Annotated in this window: 9 protein-coding genes and 1 tRNA gene; 8 read left to right on the top strand and 2 right to left on the bottom strand. The window is 64.2% G+C overall.

Annotation, left to right across the window (positions count from 1 at the left end; genetic code table 11):
* The first annotated feature begins 3 nt into the window (after positions 1 to 3).
* From dxr to ACFFUC_RS10220, 4 genes are all read left to right on the top strand, one after another.
* Positions 4 to 1,176: a 1-deoxy-D-xylulose-5-phosphate reductoisomerase gene (gene dxr / locus ACFFUC_RS10235; RefSeq protein WP_377685935.1), complete on the top strand. Its 1,173-nt coding sequence runs from the start codon at positions 4 to 6 to the stop codon at positions 1,174 to 1,176.
* A complete protein-coding gene (gene rseP, locus ACFFUC_RS10230; RefSeq protein ID WP_377685933.1) occupies positions 1,176 to 2,495 on the top strand; it encodes an RIP metalloprotease RseP in 1,320 nt (439 codons plus the stop codon). Before dxr ends, rseP begins: the two co-directional genes overlap by 1 nt.
* A 94-nt stretch (positions 2,496 to 2,589) precedes the next feature.
* Positions 2,590 to 4,947, top strand: coding sequence for an outer membrane protein assembly factor BamA (gene bamA / locus ACFFUC_RS10225; protein ID WP_377685931.1), 2,358 nt, complete (start codon positions 2,590 to 2,592; stop codon positions 4,945 to 4,947).
* Positions 4,947 to 5,711 carry an OmpH/Skp family outer membrane protein gene (locus ACFFUC_RS10220; protein ID WP_377685929.1) on the top strand — a complete coding sequence of 255 codons (765 nt, stop codon included), beginning with the start codon at positions 4,947 to 4,949 and terminating at the stop codon, positions 5,709 to 5,711. Before bamA ends, ACFFUC_RS10220 begins: the two co-directional genes overlap by 1 nt.
* A gap of 73 nt (positions 5,712 to 5,784) precedes the next feature.
* On the opposite strand, the gene ACFFUC_RS10215 is transcribed toward ACFFUC_RS10220, so the two are convergent.
* Together ACFFUC_RS10215 and ACFFUC_RS10210 are read right to left on the bottom strand one after the other, a co-directional pair.
* The gene (locus ACFFUC_RS10215) at positions 5,785 to 6,735 is read right to left on the bottom strand and encodes a nucleoside hydrolase (RefSeq protein ID WP_377685928.1); all 951 of its coding nucleotides are present in this window, start codon (positions 6,733 to 6,735) and stop codon (positions 5,785 to 5,787) included.
* A 96-nt stretch (positions 6,736 to 6,831) separates the two neighbouring features.
* Positions 6,832 to 9,294: a penicillin acylase family protein gene (locus ACFFUC_RS10210; RefSeq protein WP_377685927.1), complete on the bottom strand. Its 2,463-nt coding sequence runs from the start codon at positions 9,292 to 9,294 to the stop codon at positions 6,832 to 6,834.
* Between the two features lie 143 nt (positions 9,295 to 9,437).
* On the opposite strand from ACFFUC_RS10210, the gene ACFFUC_RS10205 reads away from it, so the two are divergent.
* The 4 genes from ACFFUC_RS10205 (at position 9,438) to ACFFUC_RS10190 (ending at position 12,508) form a co-directional block, all read left to right on the top strand.
* The gene (locus ACFFUC_RS10205; RefSeq protein WP_377685926.1) at positions 9,438 to 10,304 is read left to right on the top strand and encodes an NAD(P)-dependent oxidoreductase; all 867 of its coding nucleotides are present in this window, start codon (positions 9,438 to 9,440) and stop codon (positions 10,302 to 10,304) included.
* Between the two features lie 59 nt (positions 10,305 to 10,363).
* The gene (locus tag ACFFUC_RS10200; RefSeq protein ID WP_377685925.1) at positions 10,364 to 10,744 is read left to right on the top strand and encodes a cupin domain-containing protein; all 381 of its coding nucleotides are present in this window, start codon (positions 10,364 to 10,366) and stop codon (positions 10,742 to 10,744) included.
* 28 nt (positions 10,745 to 10,772) lie between these two features.
* A tRNA-Val gene (locus ACFFUC_RS10195) sits at positions 10,773 to 10,848 on the top strand.
* Between the two features lie 79 nt (positions 10,849 to 10,927).
* Positions 10,928 to 12,508 carry a tyrosine-type recombinase/integrase gene (locus ACFFUC_RS10190; protein WP_377685922.1) on the top strand — a complete coding sequence of 527 codons (1,581 nt, stop codon included), beginning with the start codon at positions 10,928 to 10,930 and terminating at the stop codon, positions 12,506 to 12,508.
* Positions 12,509 to 12,572: the final 64 nt, after the last annotated feature.

Genomic DNA, 12,572 nt, shown 5'->3' with positions numbered 1-12,572 from the left:
GCCATGCGCAGCGTTACGATCCTCGGAGCGACCGGTTCGGTCGGTGAAAGCGCTTTCGATCTGTTGATGCGCGCGGGCGGTCCGGAGGCTTGGCGCACCGTCGCCTTGACCGGCGGACGCAATATCGCGCGACTGGCCGAAATGGCCAAGGCTTTGCGCGCCGAACTCGCCGTCACCGCCTATCCCGAATTGCTGGCCGATCTGCGGCAGGCCCTGCAGGGCAGCGGCATTGCCGCCAGCGCCGGTGCGGCGGCAATCGACGAGGCGGCGGCGCGCCCCTCGGACTGGACCTTGTCGGCGATCGTCGGCGCGGCGGGGCTCGCGCCGGGGCTGCAGGTGCTCGAACGTGGCGGCACTTTGGCGCTTGCCAACAAGGAGACACTGGTGGCCGCAGGCCGTCTGGTCATGACGACCGCCGAGCGGACCAAGGCGCGCATCCTGCCGGTCGATTCTGAGCATTCCGCAATTTTTCAATTGCTTGACGCCGAAAGCTCATCCTCTGTCGAGGGCGTGACCATTACCGCATCGGGCGGCGCGTTCCGCGATTGGCCGCTCGAGAAGCTGCCTTTCGCGACCGTGGCCGAGGCCTCCTGCCACCCCAATTGGGCAATGGGCCAGCGCATTACAGTCGACAGCGCCAGCATGTTCAACAAGGCGCTCGAAGTCATCGAGGCGCGCGAGTTTTTCGGCACCGAGCCAGACCGCATCAAAGTGGTGATCCATCCGCAATCGATCATCCATGCGATGGTGTCCTTCACCGACGGCAGCTCGGTCGCGCATCTCGGCATGCCCGATATGCGCCATGCCATCGGCTATGCGCTCAACTGGCCCGAACGCGCGCCGCTGCCGGTTGCGCGACTTGATCTCGTGGCGCTCGGGCAGCTGACTTTCCGCGCGCCCGACGAGATCCGCTGGCCGGCGCTGCGGCTGGCGCGCGAGGTCATCGCGACGGGCGGCGCGGCAGGGGCGGTGCTCAATGCCGCCAAAGAGCAGGCGCTCGACGATTTTCTGGCGGGACGCATCCGCTTTACCGATATGGCGGCCGCGGTCGAGCATGCGCTCGATCACGCGGCGGGCGAGGCCGGTTTCACGCAAAGCCCTGCCGATCTGCAGACCGCTCTGGCATGGGACGGGTTGGCGCGGCGCGCGGCACATTCATGGAAAGGGGCCGCGTAATGGCGTTTCTGGGCGAGTTTGGCGGGGTGATCTGGAACGTGCTGGCCTTTGTGGTCGCGCTTTCGATCATCGTGACCGTCCATGAATACGGCCATTACATCATCGGACGGCTTTCGGGCATCAAGGCCGAGGTCTTTTCCGTCGGTTTCGGCCCCAAGCTGATTTCGCGCCGCGACAAGCACGGCACGCTCTGGCAGGTCGCGGCTTTGCCTCTTGGCGGCTATGTCCGCTTTCTGGGGGACGCCAATGCCGCGAGCGCGGGCTCGGAGGCGGTCGATCCCGCTCTTGTGCGCCAAACCCTCGGCGGAGCGCCGCTTTGGGCGCGGTTCGCCACGGTTGCTGCCGGGCCGATCTTCAACTTCATCCTTTCGATTGCGGTTTTCGCGGGGATGGCCTTTTGGCAGGGCACGCCGGTCGAGGATGTCCAGATCGGGCGCATCCATGCGCTGCCCGAAAGCCAGACCAACGAATTGAAAAGCGGCGATGTGGTTCTGGGCATCGGCGATGCGCCGGTCGCGACCTGGGCGGATCTCGGCAAAGCGGCCGAGGCGGTTCCCGCCGCATCCGTCCAGCAATGGCATGTGCGCCGGGACGGCGCCGAGTTGACGGTGGCGGGGCCCGATCCCTTTCCGGCCGTGGTCGGCGGCATCGCGCCGCGCAGCGCGGCAGCTGCCGCGGGACTCGAGGCGGGCGATGTGATCCTTTCGATCGACGGCACGCCGGTGACGCGTTTTGTCGAATTGCGCGACAAGGTCGGCGCGGCCGAGGGGCGTCCGGTGCTCTTGCAGGTCTGGCGTCCCGGCGCGGGCGTTGCCGAATATACTTTGGCCGCGCGCGAGCAGGACCTGCCGACCGCGACCGGCTTCGAGCGGCGCTGGCTGATCGGGGTGACCGGTGGCAGTTTCTTTGATCCGGCAACCCGTCCGACCGGTCCGGGCGAGGCCTTGGGCACGGGCGTGACGCGCACCTGGGACATCATCGGCTCGTCGATCACCGGCCTTTGGGCGACGGTCACCGGCCAGATCAGCAGCTGCAACATCGGCGGCGCAATCTCGATTGCGGAAACCACGGGGCAGGCGGCTTCGGCGGGGGGCGCGAATTTCATCTGGTGGATTGCGGTCCTGTCGACGGCAATCGGCTTTCTCAACCTTCTGCCGGTTCCCGTTCTGGACGGCGGGCATCTGGTCTTTTTCACCTATGAGGCGATCGCGCGGCGTCCCGCCTCGGAGAGGGTGATGTCGATCCTGAATGTCATCGGACTGGCACTTGTGCTGTCTTTGATGGTTTTCGGTCTCTCGAATGATCTTTTCTGCCGTTGAGTATGCCTTCTGTTTTGACAGTATGGTTAAATTGACTGTATCCATCAGCACAAATCGGACCGATGAAATCGGCAAAACTGGAATGAGGGCGGCCATGACCGATACGAGACTGGGCAAAGGCGCGATGGCGCTGATTTCGGCGCTTGCTGTTGCCACCCCCGCGAGCTTTCTGGCCTCGCCTGCATCGGCCTATGTGTTCAACAACGTCCAGATTGAAGGCGCTCAGCGCATCGAAGGCGCGACGATCCTGTCCTATGCCAATATCGCGCGCGGCCGCGACGTTTCGGCGGGCGAGCTAAACGAGGCGGTCCAGCGTCTGCAGGGCTCGGGCCTGTTCGAGACCGTCGAGGTCGAGCCGCGCGGCGGCACTCTGGTCATCAAGGTCCGCGAATATCCCACGATCAACGTCATCAACTTCGAGGGCAACAACCGCGTCAAGGACGAGGTCCTCGCCGGCGTGATCAAAAGCCAGTCGCGCCACGTCTATTCGCCCGCCCAGGCCGAGGCCGATGCCGATGTGATCTCGCAGGTCTATGCCTCGCAGGGCCGTCTTGCCGCCCGCGTCGATCCCAAGATCATCCGCCGCGAAGGCAACCGCGTCGATCTCGCCTTCGAGATCCGCGAAGGCGACGTCACCGAAATCGAGCGTATCGGCTTTGTCGGCAACCGCGCTTTCTCTGACCGCCGTCTGCGTCAGGTGCTCCAGACCAAACAGGCGGGCTTCCTGCGCAACTTCATCAAGCGCGACACTTTCGCGCCCGAGCGCACCTCGGTCGATGAAAACCTGCTGACCGATTTCTACCGCGCCCGCGGCTATGCCGATTTCAAGGTTCAGGCCGTCGCGCCTGAAGTCGCGCGCGAGCGTGATGCCTTCTATATCACCTTCAACATCCAGGAAGGCCCGCGCTACACTTTCGCGAACGTCAACACGATCAGCGAAATTCCGGGCGTGGATGCCGGCGAATTCGCGGCCCAGAACCGCGTCCGTCAGGGCGAGGTCTACAACCCCTCGGTCGTCGACAACACCATCCGCCGCATGGAGGCGCTGGCGCTGCGCAAGGGCCTCGATTTCGTCACGATCGAGCCGCGGATCACCCGCAACCCGCGCAGCCAGACGCTGGATCTGACCTTTGCCCTGACGCGCGGCCAGCGCGTCTTTGTCGAGCGCATCGACATCGAGGGCAACACCACCACGCTCGACGCCGTGATCCGCCGCCAGTTCGGCACGGTCGAAGGCGACCCCTTCAACCCGCGTGAAATCCGCAATGCTGCCGAGCGCGTCCGCGCTTTGGGGTATTTCGCCGATGCGCAGATCGAAAGCCGCGAGGGCACCAGCCCCGATCAGGTGATCGTCGACGTCAACGTCGAGGAGCAGCCGACCGGCAGCCTCAACTTCGGCGTCAGCTACGGCGTCAGCGCCGGTATGGGCTTCAACTTCTCGCTTTCCGAGCAGAACTTCCTCGGCCGCGGCCAGCAGGTGAGCCTGTCCTTCGCCACCGGCGAGGGCACGCGTTCGTCGGGCGTGACCTTCGTCGAGCCCTATTTCCTCGGTCGCGACCTCAAGGCGCGTTTCCAGGTCTGGTACAACACCACCGACCGCTACAATTCGGATTACCGCACCCGCAGCGTGGGCGCTCTGACCGGTTTCGAATTCCCGATCTCGGAAAACGGCCGTCTGGAGCTGCGCTACAAGGTCAGCAAGGATTCGCTTTCGGGCGTCGAGCCGATCCATCCGGATGCGGAAACCGGCAAGCTTTCGGGCTCCTCGCCGATCCTCTACCGCGATCAGGGTGGCTATATCAGCTCGGCTCTGGGCTATACCTATACCTATGACAGCCGCATCACCGGTCTCGATCCGCTGACGCGCTACCGCTTTACCTTCAGCCAGGATTTTGCGGGTCTGGGCGGCGACATCAAATCGATCAACAGCCTGCTTTACGCAGGTGTCGAGAGCAACGCATGGCGCGAGGAGGTCACGTTGATGGCCGAATTCGAGCTGGGCATGCTCCATATGCTGAGCGATCAGGACAGCCGCCGCTTCGACCGCTTTTCGGGCAACAGCAAGATCCGCGGCTTCGAGCCCAACGGCATCGGTCCGCGCGATATGGCGGCGCCGAACGAAGACGCGCTCGGCGGCAACTACTTCTGGGCCCTGCGCACCGAAGCCCGCTTCCCGCTGGGTCTGCCCGAGGAATACGGCATCACCGGTGGTCTCTTTGCCGATGCGGGTTCGGTCTGGGGTCTTGACGACCGCAACGGCCGCGCCTTCGAGCTGAGCGGCAATGGCGCCGACCGGATCGATGACGGCATGTATGTGCGTGCCGCTGTCGGGGCATCGCTCTTCTGGACGACGCCGATCGGGCCGCTGCGCTTCAACTTCTCGAAAGCCGTGAAGAAAGAAGATTACGACGAAGAGCAGAACTTCGACCTGACGATCTCGACGAAGTTCTGATGCGCGGGCTGACTGCCATTGCCGTAACCCTGTGCTGCGCCGCAAGCTTTGCTTCGGCGCAGACGCATGTTCCGCTGGCCCCCACCGCCTCGGAAATCGCGCAGCCGCCTTCCGTAACGCAGCCGCCGGCCGTTCCGGGCCTTGTCGTCCCGAGCCCCGCGCCTGCGGTGCAGATCCCGCTGATGACGATCGATCAGGATGCCTTGTTCCTGCGTTCGGCCTGGGGGCAGCGTGCGCAGGCCGAGCTCGAACGCCGCGGCCGCGAGCTTGCGGCCGAGAACGAGGCTCTGGCGCAGGCCCTGTCGCGCGAAGAGCAAGAACTGACCGAGCTGCGCAAGACCCTTCCGGCCGACGAATTCCGTGCCCGTGCCGACGAGTTCGACAAGCGCGTGGTCGAGGTCCGCCGCGAACGCGATACCAAGGCGACCGAGCTCCAGCATTACGCCGATAGCGAACGCGATGCTTTCCAGCAGGCGGTTCTGCCGATCCTCGCACGGATGATGCAGGAACGCGGCGCGGTTGCGGTGCTCGATTTGCGCGTGCTCTTCGTGTCCGCCGATGCGATCGATGTCACCGATGATCTGATCAAAGAGGTCGATGCCGTCGCCGGTGCCGGTCCCATGAGTGGGCCTGCTGCAGGTCCAGATGATGCCGCGGCGCCCGAAACGCCTGCGCCTGCCGTACCTGCTGCGCCCGAAGGCGGCAGCGACATTCTGCCCGACGCGCCCGGCCAGTCCGCAGAAAGCGGAGATTCTGCGGAATAGGGGCGGCATGATTCGCGATACGGAAAGGGCCGCGCAAGACGCGGCCCTTTGTCGTTCCGGCCGACGGCTGCGTTTAGCCCCTTAGGCGGGCGTCCAGTGCCGTCAGGCGGTCGGTGAGCAGGGCGTAAAAGCTGTCGCGATCGATGGTGCGAAGGAAATTCGCATTGGCCGGACGGTCGGTCACGCGCCACCAATCGGCGACCGTCATGCCGGTGGTGAACGCGCCGCCGGTCTCGATCACCACATTGATGAAGCGTCCGGTGAACAGCTCCGGCTGGAGCAGATAGGCGATGGTGCAGGGATCATGGAGCGGCGCGCCTTGCGAGCCGTATTTCGCGGTATCGTAGCGCTCGAAGAAGTCGGTCCAGCTCGCCACGGCCTGACCGAGCGGCCCGAGTTTGCGCATGGTTTCGACCCAATCGCGGCTGGTGAGCGCCTGATGGGTGACGTCGAGCGGGACCACTGTCAGATCGGCGCCGGATCTGAAGACGATATCGGCGGCCTCGGGATCGACGAAAATGTTGAACTCGGCGGCGGGGGTGATGTTGCCGACCTCGAAATAGGCGCCGCCCATCAGCACGATCTCCTGAACGCGCTCGATGATGTCGGGGGCTCGGTCGAAGGCGGTCGCGATATTGGTCAGCGGCCCGACCGGCACGAGCGACACGGTCTTTGGCGGCTCGCGGCGCAGCGTGTCGATGATGAAATCGACGGCATGTTGCGGCTGGAGCTGCATCACTGGCGCGGGCAATTCGACCCCGTCGAGACCGCTTTTGCCGTGGACCTCCTCGGCGGTGACCAGTTTGCGCATCAGGGGCGCGTCGCAGCCGGCATAGACCGGCAGATCGGCGCGGCCCGCGAGCTCGCAGATCTTGCGCGCATTGAGTTCGGTGAGGGCAAGGGGGACATTGCCTGCGACCACGCTCAACCCCAGCACATCGAGCTCGGGGCTGGCCAGAGCCAGAAGGATCGCAACCGCGTCGTCCTGACCGGGATCGGTGTCGATGATGATCTTGCGTGCCATGGGGCCCCCGAGCTGATGATATGGCGAGAGCTAAGCGCGAAAGCGCCGCGCTGGCAAGTCGCGGCCCGAGCGGGGATCGGGCCGCATCGGGCGGCTTTACGGCGCGACGGGCTCGAGCTGGGTGATGCCGGTCGCTGCCGCCCGCGCAAGCTGCGGATCGAGCGACATGCCGACATATTCGCCGCGCCGCCACAGCTCCGCCATATCGTCGTAATGGCGCGAGAGCGGATGGCCCGACTGGCCGGTCGAGATCACGAAGACCGAACTGTCGGGGTCGGCGAGGTCATAGACCGCGCGATAGGTCGCACCGGTGACATTGAGCCAGGGGTTCACGCCGGTCCCGCGCATGCCGGCCCGCGCGACCGTGGTGTCATCGCCAGAGGTCGGCTGGATCAGGTTGACGACATAGGACAGGCCCCGCATGTCGCCGAGCGCGGGATGGGTATGGCGCGCGCGATGGACATCTCCCCAACGGAAGCTCGTCACATCGGGACCAAAGCGCGCGGTCAGGTCGAAGATCGCCTGATCGAGGGCCTGACGCGCGATGACGGCGCAGGTTTCGACCACGCTCGACTGCCGGATGTCGCACCAGCTTGCCGCGCCATTGGTATTGCGGAACACGCGCTCGATGAAATCGGGATAGAGCCGCGTCAGATCATCGGCGAGCGGTCCGATATCGTCGCGCACGAGCCGGTCCTGAAGCGCCTTCATCCAGGCCGAGTAGATCAGCGGCTCGGGCAGGTGCTCGCTCATGGCACCGTCCCAATTGGCGAGAAGGTTGAGCGCCTCCTGACGTTGACGTTCGGGGGTGCCGGGGGCGGCGGGCTCGCCGGTGTACCACAGCTCGGCCCCGATCAAGGGCAGAAGATCGCGGGCGACGGGGCTTACGATATCGTTCTGGGTCGCGATGAAGCTGTCGCGCGAATGGATCTCGCGGCTGGCGATCAGCAGCTTGAGACGCTCGATGCGACGGTCGTCGAGGCGGTCGAAGCCCAACGAGCGCCCCTCGGCAACCAGAGCGCCGCCGCCGGTTTCGGCGATGATGCCTTCGGTCGGGGCAAGGTCGGTCAAAGCGGTAGGGGCGGGGGAAATGCCCTGCCAGCGGTTGCCCGCAATCCAGCCCGGAACCGGCATCCGGCCCGAGGTGGCATGGCTCGCCGGCCGGTCGGGAACCGCGCCGGCAAGCGTCTCGCCGATGCCGTCGCGATCGGCGAGCGTATAGACCATTGCGGGGGCGGTAACGTTGCGCAAGACATCTGCCGCCTGGGCGCGGTCGGGCGCGCGCATCAGCGCGACCAGCGCGCTCATGGTGCGGTCGCCGCCTTGGCCGCCCGTCCAGGAAAGCGCCGCGACATGGCCGGGCGGCAGGATCGTGCCAAGCCCGAGATGCCCGCCCGGAATGACCGGCCCGTTGGCGGTGGTGCGCAGCGTGATCACCTGTTCGGCGGCATCCTTGACGCGGATCACCTCGCGGCGGGTGTCGAATTCGGTCCAGCCCTCGGTGCCGCGATAGCGGTTGGGCTCGCCCGGCTGGACCTCCTCGACGAAGATATCCTGATCGTCGATCTGCGCGGGGGTGATCCCCCAAGCGATCTTGCTGTTGCGACCCGAGAGGATCGCGGGAATGCCGGGGATCGTGCCCCCGATGACGCCGCCGCTCGAAAGCTCGATCCGTGCGAGATACCATAGGCCGGGCGCGGTCAGCGCGAATTGCGGATCATTGGCCAGAAGCGCGCCATTGGCTGCGGTGCGGTTGGCGGCGGCCGCCCAGCCGTTCGCGCTCGCACCCGCGGAGGGCGAGAGATAGCCCGCAAGGCCCGTCACCCAATCGCGCGGCTGCATGGCCCGGTCGGGCGGAGCAAGCTTGCTGCCCTCGAAAAGCGCGGCATAGGCGGGCATCTGCGGCTCGGGGCCGGTCGCCACGATCTCCTGCCCGCGCTCGGGCTGGGTCAGAGACAGACGTGCGCGCAGGACCTCGCGGCGCAGCTGTACGGTCGAGGTGGCGGCGAGCAGCTTCAGGATGGCGAGGGAATCGGCGGGCTCCCAATAGGAGATGTCGTCGGGATAAAGGAAAAACTCGGGCGCGCCGCGTCCGCGCGCACCAATGTTGATCTGGCGGATCCATTCGTTGACGCCGTCGGCGTAGGCCTCGAGCGCCTCTTTGGTCGCGTCGTCCTGCGCCGCGACCGAATCGACGGCATTGCGGTAAAGCCCCAATCTGCGCGCGAGATCATCCGAGGCGAAAGCCCCCATGCCGTAGATTTCCGACAACCGCCCCTGAGCCGCGCGCCGAAGCACCGTCATCTGGAACAGGCGGTCCTGCGCATGGGCGAGCCCCAAAGCGAAAAAGACGTCGCGGTCGTTTTGCGCGAAAATATGGGGCACATCCTCGGTCGTGCGGACGATTTCCACGGGGGCGGCGATGCCCTCGACCTCGAAGGTCGCGCCATAATCGGGCAGCGAGCGTACCGCGAAATACCAGGCGAGCAGAATGAGGATCAGCGAAACGAGGATCAGCCCAACGGTCAGGCGCACCAGCCAGCGGAAAGTTGTCAGCATGGTTTCGGGCGCATCCTGAGTTCTGGGGCGGCAGGAGGTTGACCTGCGCGTCCTTGGGTGGAAATCTTAGCGGTTGATAGGGCAGGGCGTGCGACAGATCAACGCGCCAGCGATAAAGATTCGGTAAAGAAAACGAGGACAAGATGGCGCGCGTGGCATTTCTGGGGCTTGGGGTGATGGGTTTCCCGATGGCGGGACATCTGGTGGCCAAGGGGCATGAGGTGACGGTCTGGAACCGGACACCGGCCAAGGCCGAGGCCTGGGTCGCAAAGCATGGCGGAGAAAGCGCGTCGACGGCCGCCAAAGCCGCCGAAGGCGCCGATTTCGTCATGAGCTGCGTCGGCAATGACGACGATCTGCGGCAGGTCTGCCTTGGGCCCGACGGAGCCTTCGCGGGGATGAAGGCCGGTGCGGTCCATGTCGATCACACCACGGTTTCGGCGCAGGTCACGCGCGAGCTGGCCGCGATTGCCGCCGAAAAAGGGCTGGCCTTTGTCGATGCGCCGGTTTCGGGCGGACAGGCGGGCGCCGAGAACGGCGTGCTCTCGGTCATGTGTGGCGGCGAGGCGGCCGATTACGCCCGCGCCGAGCCGGTGATTGCGGCTTACGCGCGGATTTGCCGTCTGATGGGGCCGGTTGGTGCGGGACAGCTCGCCAAGATGTGCAACCAGATCGCGATTGCGGGTCTGGTTCAGGGCCTCTCGGAATCGCTGCATTTTGCGGAGAAAGCGGGGCTTTCGATCACGGATGTCGTCGAGGTGATCAGTCAGGGCGCGGCCGGCAGCTGGCAGATGCAGAACCGTCACGCGACCATGGCCGAGAACCGCTTCGATTTCGGCTTTGCGGTGGACTGGATGCGCAAAGATCTGGGAATTTGCCTTTCGACCGCCAACGAGAACGGTGCGAGCCTGCCGGTGACGGCTTTGGTCGACCAGTTCTACAAGGAGGTGCAGGGCATGGGAGGCGGGCGCTGGGATACTTCCTCGCTGATCGCGCGGCTGCGGCGCTAAGCGGTGGCGGGGGCGCTCATCCACCGATGCGCGGCCCTTCGGCCGCGCAATGGTTCCGCATGACCTTTGCGCTCAACGGCTGGAGCGGCGATTGGCTGGGCAGCGTTCATGAATGGCACCATTACCACATGAACACCCACGAGGTTCTGGGCGTGGTATCAGGGGCGGCGCGGCTTCAGTTCGACGGACCGCAGGGTAGGGTCGAGACCGTTCATGCCGGAGACGCCATCGTCATTCCCGCCGCCTGCGCCCATTGTCTGATCGAGGCCACCGACGACTTCGAGGTGATCGGCGCCTATCCCGGCGGTCTGCGGCCCGATATTCACAACGGTTCGGGTGCGATCGCGCCCTTTCCCCTGCCGGTGCGCCGCGACCCGATCCTCGGCGCAGGCCGCGGATTTGTTTTGCACATTGGCCAAGCTGGTGTCTTGCAAGGCTAAAGCCCATGCTCTAAGAGCGGCTTCAGGCGGGCGGTTAGCTCAGTTGGTAGAGCGCTTCGTTTACACCGAAGATGTCGGGGGTTCGAGTCCCTCACCGCCCACCAGTTTTTTCCCAGCAATTGCTATAATTCCCTTGTATTGCTGGGCTTTCTCACAATCTTCCGTTACAAGACCTGTTACAAAATGGGCGATGTGATGGCACGGAAACAGCAATATCTTTTGAACCGCGACGGCAGATTCTTTGCCCGTCTGGTGGTGCCGAAAGACCTGCGCAAGCTTATCGGCAAGACCGAACTGCGGGAACCTCTGGGGCCTGATCGGCGCACCGCAACCAAATTGTTGCCCGGTGCGATTGCCAAGCTTCAACACGAAATCGGCTTGGCCGAGCGGAAGGCGGGGCAGGTGGTGCCCAGTGTGGCGCTTGCGCGCTATCCACTGGCACCGGACCAGATCGCCCTTAGCCATTACAATCAGCGCTTGGTGCTGGATGAGCAATTGCGGGGCAACCCTGCTTATTCTGCGGTCGGTATCAATGACCATTACGTCGCCCATCTGCGGGCAGGGGTCGCGGGCCGGTTAAGCAATCAGGAACTGGCCGATCTTATGGGCGAGCGGATCGAGCGCTTTCGTGCATCAGGCAACCTTGATGCACAGGCGGGTTCCGATGAGTGGCGCACTATAGCCTGTGCGCTTTGTTCAGCCGAGCTAGAAGCCCTTTCTCGTTTCGTGGAGCGTGATGAAGGCGACTTCACCGGCCAGCCTAGCGCGCCCATTCTGGCGAATGCACGGGCGGCGGAAGATGAGCCGGAGCCGGTCAGTCTTGCCAAGCTGCTGAACGATTATATCAAATCTCGAACCGCTGCCGGTTTCATGAAGGACAAAGGCAAGCGAGCGCATGGGGTGATTGATGATTTGCGCAAGTTCCTCAAACATGGGGATGCACGGAAGATCACAAAGAAAGACCTGCTTGAATGGCGCGACCACCTTCTGACGCGCCTTGCCGCAAAGACGGTCAATGATGTGTATCTTTCGGCGGTGCGGTCTCTGTTCCTCTGGGCCTATGAGAACGAACGCTTGCCCGAGAACGTCGCGGGAACCGTCAAGCAGCCCAAGCCGAAGCGTCAGCGCACCAGAGAGGCCGGTTATACCGATGCTGAGGCCGTGGCCGTGCTGAAAGCTTCGCGAACCTACCAGCCGAAGGAAGATGAGTTCGGGCGGGTTCGAGAGACGCCGGAATCCGTCAACGCCAAACGCTGGGTTCCTTTGATCTGCGCTTTTACTGGGGCGAGGGTTTCAGAAATCACCCAGCTACGGAAAGAGGATGTGCGCAAAGAGGGCGAGCGCTGGGTTTTGCGCGTGACGCCCGAGGCAGGCACCATGAAGGCGGGGCACTATCGGGATGTGCCGTTGCACAGTCAAATCGTCACGGAAGGCTTCATTCAGTTTGTCGAGCAAGCAGGGCAGGGGCCGCTTTTCCATAACGGCAAAGACCCCGACAAATTTGCCGCCAAGGCGCAACGTATGTCGAACCAGATTGCAGACTGGCTGCGGCTGAATGAGATCAAGCCCGACGGCGTTCAGCCTTCACATGCTTGGCGGCATCGCTTCAAGACGGTGACCCGCGATCTCGGGGCGGATATGCGCGTAGTCGATGGCATCCAAGGCCACGCTGGGCGCACGGCTTCGGATGAATACGGCGACGTTTCCTTGATCGCCAAGGCCCGCGTGATTGATCTTCTGCCCGCTTACAACCTGACCGAATAAAAGCAGAACAATATCGCTTGCGGCGCGATTCATTGATATGTTATGTTATTACATAACCAAGTGT

It is taken from the genome of Paracoccus cavernae (assembly GCF_042430175.1).
In the GTDB taxonomy this organism is placed as follows: domain Bacteria; phylum Pseudomonadota; class Alphaproteobacteria; order Rhodobacterales; family Rhodobacteraceae; genus Paracoccus; species Paracoccus cavernae.
This window is presented reverse-complemented; position numbering and strand designations above follow the sequence as displayed.